The following is a 21,353-nucleotide window of genomic DNA, read 5'->3' on the forward strand; positions in this document are numbered from 1 at the left end:
AGCGGGGAGGGCGCCGCTATAAGCCCGCGACCTTCAAACTCCCAAACAAGAAGTCACTCTCATGACCGAACGCACCTTCTCGATCATCAAGCCGGACGCGACCCGTCGCAACCTGACCGGCAAGATCAACGCCGTTATCGAAGACGCCGGCCTGCGCATCGTCGCCCAGCGTCGCGTCCAACTGACCGAGGCCCAGGCCAAGAAGTTCTACGAAGTTCACGCCGAGCGCCCGTTCTACGGCGAGCTGGTCGGCCAGATGACTGCCGAGCCCGTCGTCGTGCAGGTGCTGGAAGGCGACAACGCTGTCGCCAAGTACCGCGAAGTCATGGGCGCGACCAACCCGAACGACGCCGCTGACGGCACGATCCGCAAGCTGTTCGCCCTGTCGATCGGCGAGAACTCGGTCCACGGCTCGGACAGCCTGGACAACGCCAAGATCGAGATCGCCCAGTTCTTCACGGACGATCAGATCGTCGGCTAAGCTACGGCGAAGCGTCTGTGCTCTGAACACAGCGTCACAATAAAGACGGCCCGCGCCCGGAACCGGACGCGGGCCGTTTCGTTTTCAGCTCGACCTTATCCCCCACCAAGGAGACCGGACATGAAGACGATCATCAAGCTTGCCCCCGTCATCGGCGCTGTCGCCATGCTGGCGGCCTGTGGCCAGACGATGGAACAACGGGCCGCCACCGGCGCCATCGGCGGCGCAGTCGCCGGCCAGGCCATTGGCGGCAACACAGGTGCGACCGTCGCCGGAGCCGCTATCGGCGCCGTGGCAGGTGCGGCGACCACGCCCCGCTAAGCCCTGACGAGGTGAATGAAGAGCGGCCCCGGAGCGATCCGGAGCCGTTTTTTTTATGTGCGATCGCGACAAAAGGCGGTGAGCGCAGAAGGGTAGAGCGCGTGCTCCGCCTCCAGCACCCGACTGGCCAGCGTTTGCGGCGTGTCGGCCGTAAGGATGGGCACGCGCGTCTGGGCCAGAACGGGGCCTTCGTCGACGCCCTCTGTAACCAGATGGACCGTGCAGCCCGCTTCGGCGTCGCCCGCTTGTATAGCGCGGGCGTGGGTGTCCAGGCCGGGGTAAAGGGGCAACAGGCTGGGGTGGATGTTCAGCATCCGACCTTCCCAGCGCTGCACCAGCCAGGGGGTAAGCAGGCGCATATAGCCGGCCAGGGCGATGACTTCGACCTCGTGAGCGGTCAGGACGGCGTCGAGCGCCCGCTCATGTCCCTCGCGATCCTTGCCAAAAGGGCGATGGTCGATCGCCAACGTCGGCACGCCACGCGCGGCGGCATGAGCCAGACCGGAGGCGTCAGGGCGATTGGACAGCACCAGCGCGATCTCAAACGCGGCGTCAGGCGCCTCGGCCGCCGCGATCAGGGCGGCCATGTTCGAGCCGGTCCCTGAAATCAGGACGGCGACCCGCGTCCGTGTCACGCGGCGACCAGTTGTCCGCATACGAAGGCCGTCTCGCCCGCGTTCAACAGGGCGGCCAGCACCGGTTCGGCGTTCTCGGGCGCAACAATCAGGATGAAGCCGACGCCGCAGTTGAAGGTGCGGCGCAGCTCGTGATCCGAGATACCGCCGACCTGGCCCAGCCATTCGAAGACGTGGGGCAGCGGCCATGCGTTCCAGTCGAATTCGGCCTTCAGGCCGTCGACGATGCAGCGCGGTGGATTTTCGATCAAACCGCCGCCGGTGATGTGCGCCGCGCCCTTGATCAGACCGGCCTTCATCAGCGGCAGGACAGGCTTCACATAGATGCGGGTCGGCTCCATCAGCGCCTGGGCCAGGGTGCGATCCTTGGCGAACGGGGCGTCGTCACCCCACGACAGGCCGGATTTTTCGACCACCTTGCGGATCAGCGAATAGCCATTGGAGTGCGGGCCGGACGACGCCAGGCCGATGATGATGTCGCCGGTGTTCTGCAGATCCAGCCGCGGCAGGACATGCCCCCGCTCGACCGCGCCGACCGAGAAGCCGGCCAGATCATAATCGGCGCCGTCGTACATGCCCGGCATTTCGGCGGTCTCGCCACCGACCAGTGCGGCGCCCGCCTGACGGCAGCCCTCAGCGATGCCGGCGACGACGCGGCGCGCGGCGTCCACATCCAGCTTGCCCGTGGCGTAGTAGTCCAGGAACATCAGCGGCTCGGCGCCCTGTGCCAGCAGGTCGTTGACGCACATGGCGACCAGATCAACGCCGACGCCATCATGACGGCCGGTTTCGATGGCGATTTTCAGTTTCGTACCCACGCCGTCCGTCGTCGTGACGATCAGGGGATCTTCAAATCCCGCCGCCTTGAGGTCGAACAGGGCGCCAAAACCGCCCAGCGACGCCTCTGCGCCGGGGCGACGCGTGGATTTGGCCAAGGGCTTGATGGCGTCGACCAGCATCTCGCCCGCGTCGATATCGACCCCCGCATCGGCGTAGGTCAGCCCATTCTTGAGGTGTTCGGGGCTGTCGCTCATGGGTCACGGGCCTGAATCAGTGGCGGGAATGTGTCGCGGCGCTCTTGCCACAACCGGCTTGCGCGGGGCTATAGCATCCGAATGACGCCAATCACCACCAATGACGCGCTGATCGAATTCTGCGCACGCCTGTCAAAGGCCCCCTTCATCACGGTCGATACCGAGTTCATGCGGGAAACGACCTACTGGCCGAAGCTGTGCCTGATCCAGGCCGCCTCGCCGACGGACGCCGCCATCATCGATCCGATGGCCGAGGATCTGGATCTGGAGCCGTTTCTGGCGCTGTTGCGCGACGAATCGATCCTGAAGGTCTTCCACGCCGCCCGGCAGGATGTCGAAATCTTCAATCGGCTGGGCGCCATGCCTCGCCCGATGTTCGACACCCAGGTCGCGGCCATGGCCGCCGGCTTCGGCGATCAGGTCAGCTATGAGGCCCTGGTGCGCCAGATGCTGCGGCAGGAGCTGGACAAGGGCAGTCGTTTCACCGACTGGGCCCGCAGGCCCCTGTCGGATGCGCAACTGGTCTATGCGCTGGGCGACGTGACCCATCTGGCGGCCCTGTATCCCAAGCTCAGGGATCGCCTGCAAAAGGATGGGCGTCTGGACTGGGTCCTGTCCGAGATGGAGGATCTGATCGATCCGGCTCTCTATGACACCACGCCTGAGAACGCCTGGAAGCGGCTGAAGCCCAAGAAATACGCGGCCAAATATCTGGCCGCCTTCGTCGCCACTGCGGTCTGGCGCGAGCGCGCCGCCCAGGAACGCGATCAGCCGCGCGGCCGGATCCTGAAGGACGACGCCATCGACGAGATCGCGACCCAGGGGCCGACCGATCCGGACGCCTTCAACCGGCTGCGGTCGGTGCCCAAGGGATTCGGCGGCTCGCGCCTGGGGCTGGAACTGGCGGCCGAGCTGAAGCGCGTGCTGGCCGATCCAGAGGCTCATGCGCCCAAGATCGAGCGACCGGCCCACAACCAGCCGGCGGCCCCGTCGGTGGTCGAGCTTTTGAAGGTGCTGCTCAAGGCCAAGAGCGACAATGCGGGCGTGGCGTCCAAGCTGATCGCCAACGTTGCTGATCTGGAGAAGATCGCCCAGAGCGATGACGCGAATGTCGAGGCGATGAAGGGCTGGCGCCGCGAACTGTTCGGGGAGGACGCGCTGAAGCTGAAGCGCGGCGAGATCGCCCTGGTGCTGAACGGTTCACGGGTCGAGGTGGTCGAGATCGAGCCCTGAGGTCGGCAAGCGCTGAAACGCAAAAGCCCCCGGAGCGATTCCGGGGGCTTTTTGCTGGCTGGACGAACCACGCAACGGCGATGCGCCAAGGTGGCTGCGGTTCGGATCGATTGTCGAAGAGGAGAGGGCGGTGTGCGCCACTTCTTTCCCGGATCGGAAAGAAGTGGCGCGAGTGACGGGGCTCGAACCCGCGACCTCCGGCGTGACAGGCCGGCACTCTAACCAACTGAGCTACACCCGCGTTTCCCGCTGCGGCGGCAGTGCGCCGCGGCGAGGGGCGTCGTTTAGGCGGGCTCGCGGCGGGCGTCAAGCGCCCTTCCTGTGGAAAACTCAGCTTCCTTGCATCGGGGCGCTCGCAGGGGCCGAAATGGCCGCTGGCAGCTCGTAATGCACGCCCACGCCGGGCCCCAGCGGCAGGTCCAGCGCGACCCAGGCCGCGATCATGCAGAGACCCGCCACCAGGAACGCCCCGGCATAAGGCAACATCGTCGCCATCAGGGAGCCGAGGCCGAAATCCTTGTCCCAGCGCTGGGCGAAGGTGAGGATCAGCGGGAAATAGCTCATCAGCGGCGTGGCGATGTTGGTGACCGAATCGCCCATGCGGTAGGCGGCGGTCGTCATCTCGGGCGAAATGCCCAGCAGCATGAACATCGGCACCACAATGGGCGCCAGCGCAGACCATTTGGCCGAGGCCGAGCCGATGAACAGGTCGAAGAAGCAGGACACCAACACCACGGCGATCAGCAGCAGGGGAGCGGGCAGGGCGATGGCCTTGAGCTGGGCCGCCGCATTGACCGCCAGGATCGGGCCCAGACCCGACCAGTTGAACATGGCCACGAAGTGGGCGGCGAAGAAGACCAGCACGATGTAGGGCGCCAGCGTGACGATCCCGTCCCGCATCATCCGCACCAGGTCATGGTGACTGGAGACAGAGCCCGAACCGAATCCATAGGCGGCGCCGGACAGGAAGAAGGTCACGGCGAAGAAGGCGGCCAGCGACTTGAACAGCGGATTGAACCGCTGTGCCGCCTCGGCGTCCGGGTCCACGAAGGGTGAGCCGGGCAGCCAGGTGATCAGGGCCCACAGGGCCAGCATGCCCAGAACGGTCAGGCCGGCGAACATCAGGCCGCGCTTCTCGGCGCCGTTGAGGCCCTGTTCCTGCGCGTCCTGAGGCTGGATCGGCGCCTCTTGCAGCTTGCGCGGGTTCAGAGCGTTCAGGCGCGGCTCGATGATCCTGTCGGTCATGAACCAGACGATGGGCGTGAAGACCAGGACGACGCCGACGATGAAGAACCAGTTGCCCGCGATGTTCACCGAATAGGTGGGATCGATCAGACGCGCCGCAGGCTCCGTAATCCCCAGAATCAGGGCGTCCGAGGCACCGGGGAACAGGTTACCCGCATAGCCGCCCGAAACGGCTGCGAAGCCGGCCGCCAGCCCGGCCAGCGGATGGCGTCCCGCCGCCGCGAAGATCACAGCCGCCAACGGAATGACCACGACATAGGATGCGTCGGAGGCATGGTGTGAGACCATGCCGGTGATCACCACGATCGGCGTCAGGATCGCCTTGGGCGCATTCAGCAGCGCGCCGCGGATGGCGGTGGCGAACAGCCCCGTCCGCTCGGCCACGGACGCGCCGTAGATGATGGTGATGACCAGGCCCAACGGCGGGAAGTTGGCCAGCGTGTTGGGCATGCCGATGATCAGCTTTTCGAGGTTTTCGCCCGACAGCAGGCTTTTGGCCTGAAGCACGTCGCCGGTGACCGGATTGACGGCGGACCAGCCGGCTGCGGCGCCGACAAGGCTGAGCACGACAAGGCCTGCGATCAGCCAGAGGAACAGGAATACGGGATCCGGAAGCCGATTGCCGACACGTTCGACAGCGTTCAGGAGGCGGGCGCCGAGGGTCATTCGTCGTCGTCTCGTAGCAAGGAAAGGGAAGGCGATGATTAGGCGGGGTGCGGCCGGACGCCGCAATCCGTTTCCCCTGCGGCAAAACGCGCGCAATCCTGCGAACCGTTCGCAAGAAAATCCTTTTACGTCTTGGGTTTGAACCCCGGCGAGCTTGGGTCTAAGAAGCCCCGATTCCGCCCCCTCCCTGGCGGGCGAGGCAGCTCGAAATGAACGAATTTCTTCTCGAATATCTGCCGATCGTCATTTTCCTGGCGATCGCGGCTGTCCTGGGCCTGGGCTTCATGGTCGCGGCGTGGGTGCTGGCGCCTAAAAATCCCGACTCGGAGAAGCTCTCGGCCTATGAGTGCGGGTTCAACGCCTTCGACGACGCGCGGATGAAGTTCGACGTGCGGTTCTATCTGGTGTCGATCCTCTTCATCATCTTTGACCTGGAAGTCGCCTTCCTGTTCCCGTGGGCGGTGTCGATCTTCGACCTGTCGCGCGGTGGGATGATCTTCGCCTTCTGGTCGATGATGGCTTTCCTGGGGGTGCTGACCGTCGGCTTCATCTACGAATGGAAGAAGGGAGCCCTGGAATGGGAGTGATCGCCCCCTCCAGCCCGCTGCCGGCCGCATACGGCCAGGGCGCGCGCTCGACCGTCGAGGGGTACGACCCCAAGATTCACGACAAATTCTTTGAGGCGGTGAACACCGAACTGGGTGAGCGCGGTTTCCTGACGACCTCGCTGGACGACGTCATCACCTGGGCCCGCACGGGTTCGCTGATGTGGATGTCGTTTGGCCTGGCGTGCTGCGCCGTTGAGATGATCCACCTGTCGATGCCGCGCTTTGATCTGGAGCGTTTCGGCATGGCGCCGCGGGGTTCGCCCCGTCAGTCGGATCTGATGATCGTGGCAGGCACCCTGACCAACAAGATGGCCCCGGCCCTGCGCAAGGTTTACGACCAGATGCCGGACCCGCGCTATGTCGTGTCCATGGGCAGCTGCGCCAACGGCGGCGGCTATTATCACTACAGCTACAGCGTCGTTCGCGGCTGTGATCGCGTGGTGCCGGTGGACGTTTATGTCCCGGGTTGCCCGCCGACCGCCGAAGCCCTGCTGTACGGTCTGCTGCAACTGCAGAAGAAGATTCGTCGCACGGGGACTATCGAGCGATGAGCGTTCCCGTTTCCGCGACGGCCGCGGATATCGCCGTGTCCGAATCCGCCCTGACGCCGCTGGGCGTCGAGATGGTCGCCCGTCTGGGCGTAGAGGCCCAGGTCGCCTATGGCGAACTGACCCTGATCGCCCCGCGCGAGCAGGTCGTCGAGGTGATGTCTGGCCTGCGTGACGATTTCGGCTTCCAGCAGTTGATGGATGTCTGCGGCGCCGACTATCCGGACCGGGCAGAGCGTTTTGAGGTCGTCTATCATCTGCTGTCACTGAGCCGGAACGCGCGCGTTCGGGTCAAGGTGGCGACGGACGAGGTGAAGCCTGTTCCCAGCGTGGTGTCGGTCTATCCGTCAGCCGGCTGGTTCGAGCGCGAGGCGTTCGACATGTACGGCATGATCTTCTCGGGTCACCCCGATATGCGCCGCATCCTGACCGACTACGGGTTCCAGGGGCATCCGCTGCGCAAGGACTTCCCGATGACGGGCTATGTCGAGGTCCGCTATGACGAGGAGCTGAAACGGGTGGTCTATGAGCCCGTCAAACTGACCCAGGAATTCCGCCAGTTCGATTTCCTGTCGCCGTGGGAAGGGGCCGAGTATCCGGCCCCGATCCTGCCGGGCGACGAAAAGGCCGGGGGCAAGGCGTGATGGCCGACGGAAACAACATCCCGGCCCCGCTGGGCGCGCAGGTCGACCCGTTCGAGGATTACGAAGAGGGCATGACCGCGCACGCGCGCGCCATGGACGATCGCAAATTCACGATCAATTTCGGTCCCCAACACCCGGCCGCGCACGGCGTGCTGCGACTGGTGCTGGAACTGGACGGCGAAGTCGTCACGCGTGTCGATCCGCACATCGGCCTGCTGCATCGCGGCACCGAGAAGCTGATGGAGGCCCGCACCTACCTGCAGAACATCCCCTACCTGGACCGGCTGGATTACGTCTCGCCGATGAACCAGGAGCATGCTTTCTGCCTGGCCATCGAGCGACTGCTGGGTCTTGAGGTGCCGTACCGGGCACAGTTGATCCGTGTGCTCTATTCGGAAATCGGCCGCATCCTGAACCACCTTCTGAACGCGACCATGCAGGCCATGGACGTGGGCGCCCTGACCCCGCCTTTGTGGGGCCACGAAGAGCGCGAGAAGCTGATGGTGTTCTATGAGCGGGCATGCGGCGCCCGTTTGCACGCCAACTATTTCCGCCCCGGCGGCGTCCATCAGGACCTGCCGATGGACCTGATCGATGACATCGGCCGCTGGTGCCAGACCTTCCCGGTCGCGCTGGCCGATATCGAGAAGCTGGTCACCGAGAACCGCATCTTCAAACAGCGCAATGTCGATATTGGCGTGGTATCCAAGGAGCAGGCTCTGGCCTGGGGCTTCTCGGGCGTGATGCTGCGCGGTTCGGACATCGCCTGGGACCTGCGCAAGTCGCAGCCCTATGAGTGCTATGCCGAGCTGGAGTTCGACGTCTGTGTTGGCAAGAACGGCGACTGCTGGGATCGCTATCTGGTTCGCGTCGAAGAGATGAAGCAGTCGGTGCGCATCATGGAGCAGTGCATCCACAAGCTGCGCAACTGCCCCGGCGAGCCGGTCCTGACCCAGGACAACAAGGTCACCCCGCCCCGGCGCGGTGAGATGAAGCGGTCGATGGAATCGCTGATCCACCACTTCAAGCTCTATACCGAGGGCTTCCGGACGCCTGAGGGCGAGGTCTATGCGGCCGTCGAGGCGCCCAAAGGCGAGTTCGGCGTCTATCTGGTTTCGGACGGCACCAACAAGCCGTACCGCGTAAAGCTGTCGGCCCCCGGCTTCCGCCACCTGCAGGCGATGGACTGGATGAACCAGGGCCACATGCTGTCGGACGTGTCCGCCATCCTGGGCTCGCTCGATATGGTGTTCGGAGAAGTGGATCGATGAGCGTTCGTCGCCTCGCCAAGGAACAGCCCCCATCGTTCGCCTTTTCCAAGGCGACGAAGCAGAAGGCCGACTGGTGGATCGCCAAATATCCCGAGAACCGTCGCCAGTCGGCGGTGATCCCGATCCTGTGGCTGGTCCAGAAGCAGGAAGGCTGGGTCTCGGAACCTTCCATCCGCGCCATCGGCGAGCTGCTGGGCATGCCCTTCATCCGGGTGCTGGAGGTCGCGACCTTCTACACCATGTTCCAGCTGGAGCCGGTCGGTAAGGCCGCGCTGATCCAGGTTTGTGGCACGACGCCCTGCATGCTGCGCGGCGCTGGCGATCTGATGCGCGTCTGCAAGGAGAAGATCGGGCCCAAGGACGAGTTGTCGGCCGATGGCCGGTTCACCTGGCAGGAAGTCGAATGCCTGGGCGCCTGCGCCAACGCGCCCATGGCCCAGATCAACGACTACTATTACGAAGACCTGACACCCGAGACGATGGCCCAGATCATCGACGATTTCGCCGCCGGCAAGTCGCCGAAGGCTGGCTCGCGGGTCGGCCGCAACAGCTCCGAGCCGGAAGGCGGCGCTCAGGTCTTGTCCGACCCGACCTTGTACGACGGATCCCGCGCGAAGCCGATCAACAAGCTGCCCAACAGCGAACCGGCGAAGGAACCGGCCTGATGACGCGGCCTGACCTCGAAACCGAAGCGGGCAGGGCGGCCTATCGGGCCGAGCTGAAGCGCGTGGCCTGGCCGCTGCGCTGGGGCGGACTGGCGATGATTGTTGTCGCCGCAGGCCTGGTGCTGTTCGCGCGTGAAGGTCGTTTTGGCCTGACCGAGGGTGCGGTTGTGATTGCTTACGGCATGCTCGCAGCAGGCTGGGCGATGATGATGGCCGCTATCTTCCTGCGCACCCGCCACCACAAGCGCCGTCTGGCGGAAGGACTCTGAGGGACATGGTCGGAATCCTGCAAGACAAGGACCGGATCTTCACCAACCTCTACGGCTTCCACGACTGGAACCTTGAGGGCGCAAAGACGCGAGGCGCGTGGAACGCCACCAAGGACATGCTGGACCTTGGCCGTGACTGGATCATCACCAACGTCAAGAACTCGGGCCTGCGCGGGCGTGGCGGCGCGGGCTTCTCGACCGGCCTGAAGTGGTCGTTCATGCCCAAGGAAGTGAAGGATCGTCCTCACTATCTGGTCGTCAACGCCGACGAATCCGAACCCGGGACCGCCAAGGACCGGGAGATAATGCGCCACGATCCGCAACTGCTGATCGAAGGCTGCCTGATCGCCAGCTTCGCGATGCAGGCGCACGCCTGCTACATCTACCTGCGTGGCGAGTACGTGCTGGAACGCGAGCGGATGGAGGCGGCGGTCAAGCAGGCCTATGAGGCCAGGCTGATCGGCAAGAACAACGTCCATGGCTGGGACTTCGACGTCTATATCCATCACGGCGCCGGGGCCTACATCTGCGGCGAAGAGACGGCGCTGCTGGAAAGCCTTGAGGGCAAAAAGGGCCAGCCGCGCCTGAAGCCGCCGTTCCCGGCCGGCGCGGGCCTCTACGGTTGCCCGACTACGGTGAACAACGTCGAGTCGATCGCCGTCGTGGGCACCATCCTGCGCCGCGGCGCGGAGTGGTTCGCCGGCTTCGGCCGTCCGAACAACACCGGCACCAAGCTGATGACCATCAGCGGCCACGTGAACCGGCCGTGCAATGTTGAAGAGGCGATGTCGATCCCGCTGAAGCAACTGCTGGAAGAGCATTGCGGCGGCGTGCGCGGGGGCTGGGACAATCTGAAGGCCGTGATCCCGGGCGGTTCGTCCGTGCCGTTGATCACGCGCGAGATGTCTGAGACTGCGTTGATGGACTTCGACTCCTTGCGCGAAATGCGCTCGGGCCTGGGCACCGCAGCGGTCATCGTCATGGACCAGTCGACTGATCTGGTGAAGGCGATCGCCCGCATCAGTTATTTCTACAAGCACGAGAGCTGTGGCCAGTGCACGCCGTGCCGCGAGGGCACGGGCTGGATGTGGCGCGTGCTGGAGCGGATGGCGACGGGCGAGGCGGATCCGTCCGAGATCGACCTGCTGCTGGACGTCGCTGGCCAAGTCGAGGGCCACACCATCTGCGCTCTCGGTGACGCCGCCGCCTGGCCGGTTCAGGGCCTGATCCGGCACTTCCGTCACGAGATCGAGGAGCGGATCGCCAACTACCGCAGCCGCCGCGCGAACTTCGCCGGCCACACGATCGCGGCGGAGTGACGATGCGCGCCCTGACTGTCATCGCAGTGACGGCTCTTGCTCTCGGCGCCTGTGGCGAACGGGGAGAGAAGGCTGCGCCGACGCCGGTGGAAACGGTTTCGGCCGAGGCACCTGCCTCCGACGCCGTCGCCTCGGCGCCTGCTGTGCTGACTGACGCCCAATTGCGTCGCGTGTGCCAGGCCGGACTCGGCGCTGTGCATGGTCAAAGCGCCGATGACATCCAGATCGAGGGTGTGGCGAACGGCGTGGTGACCGCCAACTGGCGCGCGCCGGTCGATGGCGGCCGCATGCGCGCCGAATGCCGGGTCGAGAAGGATCTGGTTGGCTGGAAGCCGCTGGATCTGCCCGATGCGGCGCAGGTTCGCTGGATGAACCAGGCCGGTGATCCGGTCGTGCGGTTCACGCTGGACGCCGACAAGATTTCGATTACCCAGACGCTCCCTGACGGGACGAGTGAACAGTCGCAAGCGACTGTTTCTGTTGCACAAGAGGCCCGCTGATGCCTGTCGCCAAGGTCAACGGCGTAGAAACCGAGTTCGAGCCCGGCATGACCGTGCTGCAGGTCGCCGAGCGCGCCGGGCATGAGATTCCGCGCTTCTGCTATCACGAGCGCCTGTCCATCGCCGGCAACTGCCGCATGTGCCTGGTCGAGGTGAAGCCCGGACCGCCGAAGCCGCAGGCCTCGTGCGCCCTGCCGGCCGCCGAGGGCCAGGAAATCTTCACCGATACGCCGATGGTGAAGAAGGCTCGCGAAGGGGTGATGGAGTTCCTGCTCATCAACCACCCGCTGGACTGCCCGATCTGCGACCAGGGCGGCGAATGCGACCTGCAGGACCAGGCCGTGGGCTATGGCCGCGACGGTTCCCGCTATGCGGAGAACAAGCGCGCGGTCGAAGAAAAGCACATGGGTCCGACCATCAAGACCTTCATGACGCGCTGCATCCAGTGCACGCGTTGCGTTCGCTTTATCACCGAGGTGGCGGGCGTGCCCGACATCGGCATGATCTCGCGCGGCGAGAGCGCTGAAATCACGACCTATCTGGAGAAGTCGGTCGACAGCGAGCTGTCGGGCAACGTCAACGACCTGTGCCCGGTGGGCGCCCTGACGCACCGCCCGTGGCAGTACCACTACCGTCCGTGGGAACTGAAGAAGACCGAGACCATCGACGTCATGGACGCCCTGGGCTCCAACATCCGCGCCGATTATCGCGGGGCCGAGGTCATGCGCGTGCTGCCGCGCGTGAATGAGGGGATCAACGAGGAATGGCTGTCGGACAAGAGCCGCTATGCCGTCGATGGCCTGACCGCGCGCCGCCTGGACCGTCCGTGGCTGCGTGAGAACGGCAAACTGCGTCCCGCCACTTGGGACGAGGCGCTTGGCGCCGTCGCAGCCAAGCTGAACGCCGCCAAGCCCGAACGCATCGGCGTCATCGGCGGTGACCTGCAGGACGCCGAGTCGATGAAGGCGACGCTGGACCTGTTCCGCGCTCTGGGTTCGGCCAACACAGACTGCCGCCAGGACGGCGCGGCGATCGGCTATGGCCCGCGCGAAAGCTGGCTGTTCAATAGCGGTCTTCAAGGCATTGAAAGCGCGGACGCCATCCTGATCGTGGGCGCCAATCCGCGCGTCGAGGCGCCGTTGCTGAACGCGCGCATCCGCAAGAGCTGGATCAAGGGTGGGGTCGAAATCGGCGTCATCGGTCAGCAGGCCGACCTGACCTATGAGTACGCCTGGCTGGGCGCCGGATCTAAGACGGTCGGCAAGCTGCCCAAGTCGGCCATGGATTTCCTTACGCGGGCTGAACGTCCGGCCATCATCGTCGGCGCGAGCGCCCTGACCAGTGAGACCGGCCCGGCCGTCTTGCAGGCGCTGGGCAAGCTGGCCGCCAAGGTCGGTGTGTTGAAGGACGGCTGGAACGGCTTCAACGTGCTGCACACCGCCGCCGCGCGCGTCGGGGGCTTGGACATGGGCTTCGTGCCCGGCCCGAACGGTCTGTCAGTCGCCGAAATGCTGAAGCCGGGCGCGCTGGATGTGCTGTTCCTGCTGGGCGCGGATGAGGTCAACACCTCGGCGACCAAGGCCTTCCGCGTCTATCTGGGCAGCCACGGCGATCGCGGCGCGCATGGCGCCGACGTCATCCTGCCGGGCGCGGCCTATACCGAAAAGCCGGGTCTTTACGTCAACACCGAGGGCCGGGTGCAGATGGCGGAACGCGCCGTCTTCCCCAAGGGGCAGGCCAAGGAAGACTGGGCCGTCATCCGCGCCCTGTCGGAGCGGGTCGGCCAGACGCTGCCCTATGATACGCTGGAGCAACTGCGCAGCAAGTTGATGGCGGACCACCCGACCTTCGGCCGCATCGACTATCTGGCGCCGTCCGGAGCGTTCGATGTCGCGTCGCTGGGCGCGAAGGGCGATCTGGGCGATGTCGCCTTCGCCTCGACCGTCGTCGATCCCTACCTGACCAACCCGATCGCGCGCGCCAGCGCGACCATGGCCGAGTTGTCCGCCCAGCGGATCGCCCCGGTCGCGATGGCGGCGGAGTAAGCCATGGACGCTGTGACTTCCTTCTGGGCCACGCCGGTCGGCTGGACGCTAATCACCGTCGGCCAGATCCTGCTGGTCGTGGTCGGCGTGCTGATCTCGCTGGCCTTCCTGTTGCTGGCCGACCGCAAAATCTGGGCGGGCGTGCAGATGCGCAAGGGGCCGAACGTGGTCGGCCCCTTCGGCCTGCTTCAGTCGTTCGCTGACTTCTTTAAATTCGTGCTCAAGGAAATCGTCGTCCCGTCCGGGTCGGACAAGATCGTCTTCCTGGCGGCGCCGCTGATCACCTTCATCCTGGCGTTTATCGCCTGGGCTGCGATCCCGTTCGCGCCGGGCTGGGTCGTGTCCGACCTGAACGTCGGCATCCTGTACATTCTCGCGGTCAGTTCGCTGGGCGTGTACGGCATCATCATGGGCGGTTGGGCTTCGAACTCGAAGTATCCGTTCCTGGGTTCGCTGCGTTCGGCGGCGCAGATGGTGTCCTATGAGGTCTCCATCGGTCTGGTGATCGTCAACGTCATCCTGCTGGCGGGGACGATGAACCTGACCCAGATCGTGACGGCCCAGCAGGGTTATTTCTGGAACTGGTTCTTCTTCGGCGGCGGGCAGGGGACATGGCCGCTGATCGTGGTCATGTTCCCGATGATGGTGGTCTTCTTCATCTCCGCCCTGGCCGAGACGAACCGTCCGCCGTTCGATTTGCCGGAAGCCGAATCCGAACTCGTGGCCGGCTATCAGGTCGAATACAGCTCGACCCCGTATCTGCTGTTCATGATCGGCGAGTACGCCAACATCGTCTTCATGTGCGCCATGATCAGTCTGCTGTTCTTCGGCGGGTGGAACCCCGGTTTTCTGCCACAGGACGTGCTGGACGACATGCCGGCCTGGGCCGAGTACACGATCTATCTGCTGACCTTCTTCATCAAGATCGTCATCTGGTTCTTCATGTTCGCCCTGGTGAAGGCCTTCGTGCCCCGCTACCGCTATGACCAGTTGATGCGCTTGGGTTGGAAGATCTTCCTGCCCACCTCGCTGATCGCCGTGGTCGTGGTTTCGGCCTGGCGTGTGTTCGCGGTGGGCGCATGAGAACCGCGCTTTCCATGGTCACACTCGCCGTCGCGGCGACGGGTCTGTCCGGCTGTTTCCAGCCGGATACGCGCCTACCCGAGAGCAGCTATCAGTGGCAGCGACGTCAGGATGAGATCGAGCGGCGCGAGGCGGAACGCCAGCGCCTGTGCCAGATGATGGATAAGGTACGGGACGCAAAGCGCTATGAGCGCGATTGCACCCGCCCGGGAGACCCCGACTGATGTTCACGCGCATAGCCCAGGCGGCCAAGGGCGCCCTGTTGATCGACGCATTCAGCGCCATCGGCCTGACCATGAAATACATGTTCCGGCCCAAGGCCACGGTGAACTATCCGTTCGAGCGCAATCCGCAGTCGCCGCGTTTCCGCGGCGAGCATGCGCTGCGTCGCTACCCCAGTGGGGAAGAGCGGTGCATCGCCTGCAAGCTGTGCGAGGCCATCTGCCCGGCGCAGGCCATCACTATCGAGTCCGAACCGCGCGCCGACGGCAGCCGCCGCACGACCCGCTACGACATCGACATGGTGAAATGCATCTACTGTGGCCTGTGCCAGGAGGCCTGCCCGGTGGACGCCATCGTCGAGGGACCAAACAGCGAGTTCGCGACCGAGACGCGCGAAGAGCTGCTGTTCGACAAGGCGCGCCTGCTGGACAACGGCGACCGCTGGGAACGGCTGATCGCGAAGAATCTGGAACTCGACGCCCCGTATCGCTAAACGAGGCGCGTTTCCGCTTAGCTGCTCCGGTTCGTCCGGGGCGCGGTTTTTGGAAGGGTCCGGGGGCGTTGCTCCGGCTCACTGGTTTGAAGGGGGCGTCGTCCCGCACATGCTGCAAGGACTGACCTTCTATTTGATGGCCACGGTCGCCGTGCTGTCCGGCCTGCTGGTCGTGACGGCCCGCAACCCCGTGCACTCGGTGCTGTGGCTGATCCTGACCTTCTTCTCGGCGGCGGGGCTGTTCGTCCTGCTGGGGGCCGAGTTTCTGGCCATGCTGCTGGTCGTCGTCTACGTCGGCGCCGTCGCGGTGCTGTTCCTGTTTGTGGTGATGATGCTGGACGTCGATTTCGTCCGGTTGCGCGAAGGTTTTGCGCGCTATCTGCCGCTGGCGGCCATTGTGGCGGCGATTCTGCTGGCCGAGATGATCATGATCTCGATCTCCGTGGTTCAGGGCGGCGCTGCACGCGACGCAGTCGCCCCTGCGGTGGCCGGTCCCGAAGCCAGCAACATCGAGGCTATCGGCCGGGTGCTCTATACGGATTACGTCTACTTCTTCCAGGCGGCCGGGATCGTGCTGCTGATCGCGATGATCGGCGCCATCATACTGACGCTTCGCCACAAGCCGCATATCCGCCGCCAGGATCTGGCCGCCCAGGCCAACCGCGCACGTGACAAGGCCGTCGAGGTCAAGTCGGTGACCAGCGGTCAGGGCGTCAATGCCGAGGATCTGATCTGATGGACATCTCGCTCCAGCATTATCTGGCGGTCGCCGCCATGCTGTTCACGATCGGTGTCTTCGGCATCTTTGTGAACCGCAAGAACATCATCATCATCCTGATGTCGATCGAGATGATCCTGCTCGCGGTGAACATCAATTTCGTCGCCTTCTCGGCCTACCTCAACGAGGTGTCGGGCCAGATCATGGCGATGTTCGTCCTGACCGTTGCTGCGGCCGAAGCCGCTGTCGGTCTGGCGATCCTGGTGACCTTCTTCCGTAACCGCGGCGACATCGCGGTCGACGACGCCTCAGTGATGAAGGGCTAAGCGTGACTATCCAGACCCTCGTCACCCTCGGCGTTTTCGCCCCGCTTCTGGGCGCGATGATCGCCGGCTTCTTTGGTCGGCGGATCGGCAACGTCGCCTCTCAGGCCGTCACGACCGGCTTGCTGTTCTTCTCGTGCATCGTCGCCTGGACGGTGTTCAGCGCCTGGACCTGGGGCGGGCTGGAAGCCTTCACCCTGACCCTGTCGCCGTTCATCCATGTCGGTGACTTCCAGTCCAACTGGTCGATCCGCATAGATGCCATGTCGGCGACCATGCTGATCGTGGTGACCTCGGTCTCGTCGCTCGTGCACCTGTATTCCTGGGGCTATATGGCCGAGGACGACAGCAAGCCGCGCTTCTTCGCCTATCTGTCACTGTTCACCTTCATGATGTTGGCGCTGGTGACGGCGGCCGACTTCATGCAACTGTTCTTCGGCTGGGAAGGCGTGGGCCTGGCGTCCTATCTGCTGATCGGATTCTGGTACAAAAAATCGACCGCCAGCGCCGCCGCCATCAAGGCGTTCGTGGTCAACCGTGTCGGCGACTTCGGCTTCCTGCTGGGCCTGATGACGATCTTCTGGATGTTCGGCACGATCCAGTTCGCCGAGCTGTTCCCTTTGATCGCGGACAAGGCGGGCACGGGTTGGACGTTCCTGGGCCACACCTGGTCGGCGCTGGATCTGGCCGGCTTCCTGCTGTTCATCGGCGCCATGGGCAAGTCGGCGCAGTTCTTCCTGCACACCTGGCTGCCGGATGCGATGGAAGGCCCGACCCCGGTGTCGGCCCTGATCCACGCCGCGACCATGGTCACGGCCGGCGTCTATATGGTCTGTCTGCTGTCGCCGATCTATGAGTATGCGCCGGTCGCCAGCCAGATCATCGCCGTCATCGGCGGGATCACGGCCCTGTTCGCCGCGACGGTCGGCCTGACCCAGAACGACATCAAGCGGGTCATCGCCTATTCGACCTGTTCGCAACTGGGTTACATGTTCTTCGCTGCTGGTGTCGGCGCCTACCAAGGCGCGATGTTCCACCTGTTCACGCACGCCTTTTTCAAGGCGCTGCTGTTCCTGGGCGCCGGATCGGTGATCCACGGCATGCACCACGAGCAGGACATGCGGAAGATGGGCGGCCTGTGGAAGCTGTTGCCCGTGACCTATGCGGTCATGATGGTCGGCACGATCGCCATCACCGGCCTGGGTCTGCCCGGCGTGGGTGGCTTCGCCGGCTTCTATTCGAAGGACTCGATCATCGAGAGCGCCTTCGCCGCGGCCACGACCGGCCACTCGCCGGTCGGCATGTTCGCCTTCGTCATCGGCATCATGGCTGCGGGTCTGACGGCCTACTATTCGTGGCGCCTGGTCTTCATGACCTTCCACAACAAGCCGGTGTGGAAGGAAGAGGGCAACGCCCACCACGCCGATGATCACGCGTCACATGCCCAGTTGGAGACGCACTCCGAGCCGCTGGCGGATGATCATCACGCCGACGATCACCATCACCACGGCCCGCTGCATCCGCACGAGAGCCCGTGGGTGATGCTGGTTCCGCTGCTGGCGCTGTCGGTCGGCGCCGTCGCGGCAGGCTTCATCTTCGCGCCCGAGTTCATCGGTCATCACGAGAGCGAGTTCTGGCGCGGCGCGATCTTCACCAGCGCGGCCAATCACGTCCTGCACGAAAGCCACAACGTCCCGACCTGGGTGAAGTGGGCGCCGCTGGTCGTCACACTAACCGGCACGGCCGTCGCCTTCTGGCTGTATGTGCTGAAGGAAGGGCTGGCCAAACAGTGGGCCGACCGTCGCGGGCCGCTGTGGACCTTCCTCTACAACAAGTGGTTCTTTGATGAGTTGTACGACTTCATCTTCGTGAAGGGCGCCAAGGCGATCGGCGATCTGTTCTGGAAGATCGGTGACGTGAAGATCATCGACGGGCTGGGGCCGAACGGCGCCGCCTGGGCTTCGCTGAAATCGGCCGCACGTCTGGGCAAACTCCAGTCTGGCTATGTCTATCACTATGCGTTCGTGATGCTGCTGGGCGTGGCCGGTCTGCTCGCCTTCGCCATCCTCGCGTGGGGAGCCTGAGTCCTGTGCCTCACATCCTGAGCATCGTCACTTTCCTGCCGCTGATCGGCGCCTTGGCGGTCCTGATCGCGCGGCTGCTGAACAAAGGCGGCCCGGACGCCACCGCGCCCGCCGCGCGCTGGATCGCTTTAACCACCACGCTCGTCACCCTGGCGGTGTCGGTTCTGCTGGTCGCCCGGTTCGATCCGTCGAACCCGGCCTATCAGTTCGTCGAGAACTACGTCTGGTTCGCGGGCGCGGCCTATCATCTGGGCGTGGACGGGATTTCGATCCTGTTCGTCCTGCTGACGGCCTTCCTGATGCCGATCTGTATCCTGGCCAGCTGGAAATCGATCGAGACGCGCGTCGTCGAATATATGATCGCCTTCCTGGTGCTGGAGACGCTGGTCATTGGCGTCTTTACGTCGCTGGACCTGTTCCTGTTCTATATCTTCTTCGAAGGCACGCTGGTGCCGATGTTCCTGATCATCGGCATCTGGGGCGGGGCGAACCGGATCTACGCCTCGTACAAATTCTTCCTCTATACACTGCTGGGGTCGGTGCTGATGCTGCTGGCCATGCTGTGGATGGCCCATGAGACGGGCACCACCAGCATTCCGGCGCTCAAGGAGTACGCCTTCGATCCGGCTGTTCAGCCAATCCTGTGGCTGGCTTTCTTCGCTTCGTTCGCGGTGAAGATGCCGATGTGGCCGGTGCACACCTGGTTGCCGGACGCCCACGTGCAGGCGCCGACGGCCGGTTCGGTCATCCTGGCCGGGATCTTGCTGAAGCTGGGCGGATACGGCTTCATCCTGTTCAACCTGCCGATGTTCCCGCAGGCCTCGCTGACGTTCCAACCGCTGGTCTTCACCCTGTCGGTGATCGCCGTGGTCTATACGTCGCTGGTCGCCTTCCGGCAGACGGACATCAAGAAGCTGATCGCCTATTCGTCGGTCGCCCACATGGGCTTCGTGACGATGGGTATCTTCGCCGGAAACGACACGGGCGTTCAGGGCGCGGTCTTCCAGATGCTGAGCCACGGCCTGATCTCGGGCGCGCTCTTCCTCTGTGTGGGCGTGGTCTATGACCGGATGCACACGCGTGAGATCGCCTTCTACGGCGGTCTCACCAGCCGAATGCCGTGGTATGCGGCCATCTTCCTGATGTTCACCATGGCCAACGTCGGCCTGCCGGGTACTTCGGGCTTCATTGGCGAAGTGCTGACGATGACGGGCGCCTATCAGGCCTCGACCTGGACGGCGTTGATCGCCGCCTCGGGCGTCATCTTCTCGGCGGTCTATGCGCTGACGCTGTATCGAAACGTCATGTTCGGCGAGATCACGAACCCCGCCCTCAAGACCATCAGCGACATCGACAAGCGCGAGCTGCTGATCTTTGTGCCGCTGATCGTCGGCACAATCTGGCTGGGTGTGTATCCGGCTGCCGTTCTTGATATCACCGGGCCCTCCGTCGAGGCCCTGACCAGCGCCTATCGCGCCGCGATTGGCGGGTGAGACCGTAATGCCTGATCTGTCCTCCGCCCTTCCTCTCGCCGCTTCGGAACTGACCCTTGCGGTCGGGGCCCTGGTCCTGCTGGTCCTCGGCGCCTTCATCGGCGAGAAGTCGGCCAAGCTGATTTCCGGCCTGTCCGTGCTGCTGCTGATCGCCGCTGCGGTCATCGTGGCGACCGCGCCGCTGGGCGTGGCCTTCAACGGCGCCTTCGTGGCCGACCCTCTGGCCGCCTACGCCAAGGTGGTGATCTATCTGGCCGCCGCGGTTGGGGTCATTCTGGGCAACGGCTGGATGCATCGCGCAGGTATTGCGCGGTTCGAGTATCCGATCCTGATCGTTCTGGCTTCGATCGGTATGGCGATGATGGCGTCTTCGGGCGACCTGATCTCGCTCTATGTCGGGGTCGAGCTGCAATCGCTGGCGCTCTATGTCCTGGCGGCCTTCCACCGCGACAACCTGCGCGCCTCGGAAGCAGGCCTGAAGTATTTCGTGCTGGGCGCCCTGTCGTCCGGCCTGCTGCTGTACGGCGCCAGCCTGATCTACGGCTTCACCGGCTCGATGCGGTTCGAGGATATCGCCGCCGTCGCTTCGGGTGAACCGGGCGCTGGCCTGATCTTTGGCCTGGTGTTCCTGATCTGCGGTCTGGCGTTCAAGGTTTCGGCCGCGCCGTTCCACATGTGGACGCCCGATGTCTATGAAGGCGCGCCGACGCCGGTCGTGGCGCTGTTCGCCTCGGCTCCCAAGATGGCGGCCATGGTGCTGTTCGCGCGCGTCCTGTCGGAAGGGTTCGCTGGCGCTCATGACCAATGGGCCCAGGTGATCATCCTGATCTCGCTGTTCAGCTTTGCGGTCGGCGCCTTCGGCGGTCTGGTGCAGAAGGATCTGCAGCGGCTGCTGGCCTATTCGTCGATCATCAACATCGGCTACGCCCTGCTGGGCATCGCGGCGGGAACCCAGATCGGCCTGCAAGCGACGCTGATGTTCATGACGTTGTATGTCATCGACCAGTTGGGCTTCTTCGCCGTGCTGCTGTCGCTGTCGCGCAACGGTCGTCCGATCCGCCGCATCGCCGATTTCGCCGGTCTGAAGAAGGATCGTCCTGTTACGGCGATCGCCCTGACCATCCTGTCGCTGTCGGCCGTCGGTATTCCGCCGATGTCGGGCTTCTGGGGCAAATTCTATGTCTTCGGCGCTGCCGCCGACGCCGGATACTGGATGGCCGGCGCTGCGGGTCTGGTGGCTTCGGTCGTGGCGGCCTTCTACTATCTGCAGATCATCAAGGTGATGTGGTTCGACGCGCCGATCGATGAGACGCCTCTGGATGCTGCGCCTGTCGAGGCAAAGTGGGCGGGTTGGGTCTTTGCGGCCTTCTCCTTCCCGCTGGTCATCGTCGGTTTGACCTGGCTGGAGCCCCTGACGCGCATCGCCGCATCCGGCTTCGGGGCCGGGTAGGGC

23 protein-coding genes and 1 tRNA gene are annotated in these 21,353 nt (G+C 64.3%); 20 read left to right on the top strand and 4 right to left on the bottom strand.

Annotation, left to right across the window (positions count from 1 at the left end; translation table 11 throughout):
- Positions 1–61: 61 nt before the first annotated feature.
- Both ndk and EON91_RS04875 read left to right on the top strand, forming a co-directional pair.
- Positions 62–481, top strand: coding sequence for a nucleoside-diphosphate kinase (ndk, locus tag EON91_RS04870; protein ID WP_292092020.1), 420 nt, complete (start codon positions 62–64; stop codon positions 479–481).
- A 120-nt stretch (positions 482–601) separates the two neighbouring features.
- On the top strand, positions 602–802 hold the full coding sequence (locus tag EON91_RS04875) for a glycine zipper 2TM domain-containing protein (RefSeq protein WP_292092021.1): 201 nt from the start codon (positions 602–604) through the stop codon (positions 800–802).
- Positions 803–855: 53 nt separating this feature from the next.
- Here the strand turns inward: EON91_RS04875 and purN are convergent, their stop codons facing one another.
- Together purN and purM are read right to left on the bottom strand one after the other, a co-directional pair.
- Positions 856–1,458, bottom strand: a complete 603-nt coding sequence (gene purN, locus EON91_RS04880) for a phosphoribosylglycinamide formyltransferase (protein ID WP_292092022.1) — start codon at positions 1,456–1,458, stop codon at positions 856–858.
- Positions 1,434–2,471, bottom strand: coding sequence for a phosphoribosylformylglycinamidine cyclo-ligase (gene purM / locus EON91_RS04885; RefSeq protein ID WP_292092024.1), 1,038 nt, complete (start codon positions 2,469–2,471; stop codon positions 1,434–1,436). The genes purN and purM overlap by 25 nt, the downstream gene beginning before the upstream one ends.
- 81 nt (positions 2,472–2,552) lie before the next feature.
- Between purM and rnd the strand changes: the two genes are divergently transcribed.
- Positions 2,553–3,704: a ribonuclease D gene (gene rnd / locus EON91_RS04890; RefSeq protein ID WP_292092026.1), complete on the top strand. Its 1,152-nt coding sequence runs from the start codon at positions 2,553–2,555 to the stop codon at positions 3,702–3,704.
- Between the two features lie 164 nt (positions 3,705–3,868).
- Here the strand turns inward: rnd and EON91_RS04895 are convergent.
- A tRNA-Asp gene (locus tag EON91_RS04895) sits at positions 3,869–3,945 on the bottom strand.
- Between the two features lie 89 nt (positions 3,946–4,034).
- Positions 4,035–5,615: an AbgT family transporter gene (locus tag EON91_RS04900; RefSeq protein ID WP_292092027.1), complete on the bottom strand. Its 1,581-nt coding sequence runs from the start codon at positions 5,613–5,615 to the stop codon at positions 4,035–4,037.
- A 209-nt stretch (positions 5,616–5,824) separates the two neighbouring features.
- Between EON91_RS04900 and EON91_RS04905 the strand changes: the two genes are divergently transcribed.
- From EON91_RS04905 to nuoN, 17 genes are all read left to right on the top strand, one after another.
- Positions 5,825–6,202 carry an NADH-quinone oxidoreductase subunit A gene (locus EON91_RS04905; protein WP_292092028.1) on the top strand — a complete coding sequence of 126 codons (378 nt, stop codon included), beginning with the start codon at positions 5,825–5,827 and terminating at the stop codon, positions 6,200–6,202.
- On the top strand, positions 6,172–6,774 hold the full coding sequence (locus EON91_RS04910) for an NADH-quinone oxidoreductase subunit B (RefSeq protein WP_292092030.1): 603 nt from the start codon (positions 6,172–6,174) through the stop codon (positions 6,772–6,774). The genes EON91_RS04905 and EON91_RS04910 overlap by 31 nt, the downstream gene beginning before the upstream one ends.
- Complete coding sequence (locus tag EON91_RS04915; protein WP_292092032.1) at positions 6,771–7,415, top strand: NADH-quinone oxidoreductase subunit C; 645 nt, start codon at positions 6,771–6,773, stop codon at positions 7,413–7,415. Before EON91_RS04910 ends, EON91_RS04915 begins: the two co-directional genes overlap by 4 nt.
- Positions 7,416–7,486: 71 nt before the next feature.
- The gene (locus tag EON91_RS04920; protein WP_292092071.1) at positions 7,487–8,686 is read left to right on the top strand and encodes an NADH-quinone oxidoreductase subunit D; all 1,200 of its coding nucleotides are present in this window, start codon (positions 7,487–7,489) and stop codon (positions 8,684–8,686) included.
- Positions 8,683–9,351 carry an NADH-quinone oxidoreductase subunit NuoE gene (gene nuoE / locus EON91_RS04925; protein ID WP_292092034.1) on the top strand — a complete coding sequence of 223 codons (669 nt, stop codon included), beginning with the start codon at positions 8,683–8,685 and terminating at the stop codon, positions 9,349–9,351. Before EON91_RS04920 ends, nuoE begins: the two co-directional genes overlap by 4 nt.
- Complete coding sequence (locus tag EON91_RS04930; protein ID WP_292092035.1) at positions 9,351–9,620, top strand: hypothetical protein; 270 nt, start codon at positions 9,351–9,353, stop codon at positions 9,618–9,620. The genes nuoE and EON91_RS04930 overlap by 1 nt, the downstream gene beginning before the upstream one ends.
- 5 nt (positions 9,621–9,625) lie before the next feature.
- Positions 9,626–10,939 (top strand): NADH-quinone oxidoreductase subunit NuoF, encoded by a 1,314-nt coding sequence (nuoF, locus tag EON91_RS04935; RefSeq protein WP_292092038.1) that lies wholly within the window; start codon positions 9,626–9,628, stop codon positions 10,937–10,939.
- On the top strand, positions 10,936–11,439 hold the full coding sequence (locus EON91_RS04940) for a hypothetical protein (RefSeq protein WP_292092040.1): 504 nt from the start codon (positions 10,936–10,938) through the stop codon (positions 11,437–11,439). Before nuoF ends, EON91_RS04940 begins: the two co-directional genes overlap by 4 nt.
- A complete protein-coding gene (gene nuoG / locus EON91_RS04945) occupies positions 11,439–13,484 on the top strand; it encodes an NADH-quinone oxidoreductase subunit NuoG (protein WP_292092041.1) in 2,046 nt (681 codons plus the stop codon). Before EON91_RS04940 ends, nuoG begins: the two co-directional genes overlap by 1 nt.
- Positions 13,485–13,496: 12 nt before the next feature.
- A complete protein-coding gene (gene nuoH / locus EON91_RS04950) occupies positions 13,497–14,567 on the top strand; it encodes an NADH-quinone oxidoreductase subunit NuoH (RefSeq protein ID WP_292092072.1) in 1,071 nt (356 codons plus the stop codon).
- 14 nt (positions 14,568–14,581) lie between these two features.
- The gene (locus EON91_RS04955; RefSeq protein ID WP_292092044.1) at positions 14,582–14,791 is read left to right on the top strand and encodes a hypothetical protein; all 210 of its coding nucleotides are present in this window, start codon (positions 14,582–14,584) and stop codon (positions 14,789–14,791) included.
- Positions 14,791–15,282: an NADH-quinone oxidoreductase subunit NuoI gene (gene nuoI, locus EON91_RS04960; protein ID WP_292092045.1), complete on the top strand. Its 492-nt coding sequence runs from the start codon at positions 14,791–14,793 to the stop codon at positions 15,280–15,282. Before EON91_RS04955 ends, nuoI begins: the two co-directional genes overlap by 1 nt.
- Positions 15,283–15,391: 109 nt before the next feature.
- Positions 15,392–16,018 carry an NADH-quinone oxidoreductase subunit J gene (locus EON91_RS04965; RefSeq protein ID WP_292092046.1) on the top strand — a complete coding sequence of 209 codons (627 nt, stop codon included), beginning with the start codon at positions 15,392–15,394 and terminating at the stop codon, positions 16,016–16,018.
- On the top strand, positions 16,018–16,326 hold the full coding sequence (gene nuoK, locus EON91_RS04970; RefSeq protein WP_292092048.1) for an NADH-quinone oxidoreductase subunit NuoK: 309 nt from the start codon (positions 16,018–16,020) through the stop codon (positions 16,324–16,326). The genes EON91_RS04965 and nuoK overlap by 1 nt, the downstream gene beginning before the upstream one ends.
- A gap of 8 nt (positions 16,327–16,334) precedes the next feature.
- On the top strand, positions 16,335–18,407 hold the full coding sequence (gene nuoL / locus EON91_RS04975) for an NADH-quinone oxidoreductase subunit L (RefSeq protein ID WP_292092073.1): 2,073 nt from the start codon (positions 16,335–16,337) through the stop codon (positions 18,405–18,407).
- A gap of 5 nt (positions 18,408–18,412) precedes the next feature.
- Complete coding sequence (locus EON91_RS04980) at positions 18,413–19,900, top strand: NADH-quinone oxidoreductase subunit M (protein ID WP_292092051.1); 1,488 nt, start codon at positions 18,413–18,415, stop codon at positions 19,898–19,900.
- A 7-nt stretch (positions 19,901–19,907) separates the two neighbouring features.
- Positions 19,908–21,350, top strand: coding sequence for an NADH-quinone oxidoreductase subunit NuoN (gene nuoN / locus EON91_RS04985; RefSeq protein ID WP_292092055.1), 1,443 nt, complete (start codon positions 19,908–19,910; stop codon positions 21,348–21,350).
- The last annotated feature ends 3 nt before the right edge of the window (positions 21,351–21,353 follow it).

This window comes from Brevundimonas sp., assembly GCF_004210735.1.
Classification (GTDB): Bacteria; Pseudomonadota; Alphaproteobacteria; order Caulobacterales; family Caulobacteraceae; genus Brevundimonas.

Bases quoted from the DNA above. Each gene is read 5' to 3' on its own strand.
- nuoG (WP_292092041.1), top strand. From the start codon at position 11,439: ATGCCTGTCGCCAAGGTCAACGGCGTAGAAACCGAGTTCGAGCCCGGC.
- EON91_RS04930 (WP_292092035.1), top strand. From the start codon at position 9,351: ATGACGCGGCCTGACCTCGAAACCGAAGCGGGCAGGGCGGCCTATCGG.
- EON91_RS04910 (WP_292092030.1), top strand. From the start codon at position 6,172: ATGGAAGAAGGGAGCCCTGGAATGGGAGTGATCGCCCCCTCCAGCCCG.
- ndk (WP_292092020.1), top strand. From the start codon at position 62: ATGACCGAACGCACCTTCTCGATCATCAAGCCGGACGCGACCCGTCGC.
- nuoI (WP_292092045.1), top strand. From the start codon at position 14,791: ATGTTCACGCGCATAGCCCAGGCGGCCAAGGGCGCCCTGTTGATCGAC.
- nuoN (WP_292092055.1), top strand. From the start codon at position 19,908: ATGCCTGATCTGTCCTCCGCCCTTCCTCTCGCCGCTTCGGAACTGACC.
- EON91_RS04900 (WP_292092027.1), bottom strand. From the start codon at position 5,615: ATGACCCTCGGCGCCCGCCTCCTGAACGCTGTCGAACGTGTCGGCAAT.
- nuoF (WP_292092038.1), top strand. From the start codon at position 9,626: ATGGTCGGAATCCTGCAAGACAAGGACCGGATCTTCACCAACCTCTAC.
- nuoK (WP_292092048.1), top strand. From the start codon at position 16,018: ATGGACATCTCGCTCCAGCATTATCTGGCGGTCGCCGCCATGCTGTTC.
- EON91_RS04955 (WP_292092044.1), top strand. From the start codon at position 14,582: ATGGTCACACTCGCCGTCGCGGCGACGGGTCTGTCCGGCTGTTTCCAG.
- EON91_RS04915 (WP_292092032.1), top strand. From the start codon at position 6,771: ATGAGCGTTCCCGTTTCCGCGACGGCCGCGGATATCGCCGTGTCCGAA.
- nuoE (WP_292092034.1), top strand. From the start codon at position 8,683: ATGAGCGTTCGTCGCCTCGCCAAGGAACAGCCCCCATCGTTCGCCTTT.
- EON91_RS04965 (WP_292092046.1), top strand. From the start codon at position 15,392: ATGCTGCAAGGACTGACCTTCTATTTGATGGCCACGGTCGCCGTGCTG.
- EON91_RS04920 (WP_292092071.1), top strand. From the start codon at position 7,487: ATGACCGCGCACGCGCGCGCCATGGACGATCGCAAATTCACGATCAAT.
- EON91_RS04875 (WP_292092021.1), top strand. From the start codon at position 602: ATGAAGACGATCATCAAGCTTGCCCCCGTCATCGGCGCTGTCGCCATG.
- purN (WP_292092022.1), bottom strand. From the start codon at position 1,458: ATGCGGACAACTGGTCGCCGCGTGACACGGACGCGGGTCGCCGTCCTG.
- rnd (WP_292092026.1), top strand. From the start codon at position 2,553: ATGACGCCAATCACCACCAATGACGCGCTGATCGAATTCTGCGCACGC.
- purM (WP_292092024.1), bottom strand. From the start codon at position 2,471: ATGAGCGACAGCCCCGAACACCTCAAGAATGGGCTGACCTACGCCGAT.
- EON91_RS04905 (WP_292092028.1), top strand. From the start codon at position 5,825: ATGAACGAATTTCTTCTCGAATATCTGCCGATCGTCATTTTCCTGGCG.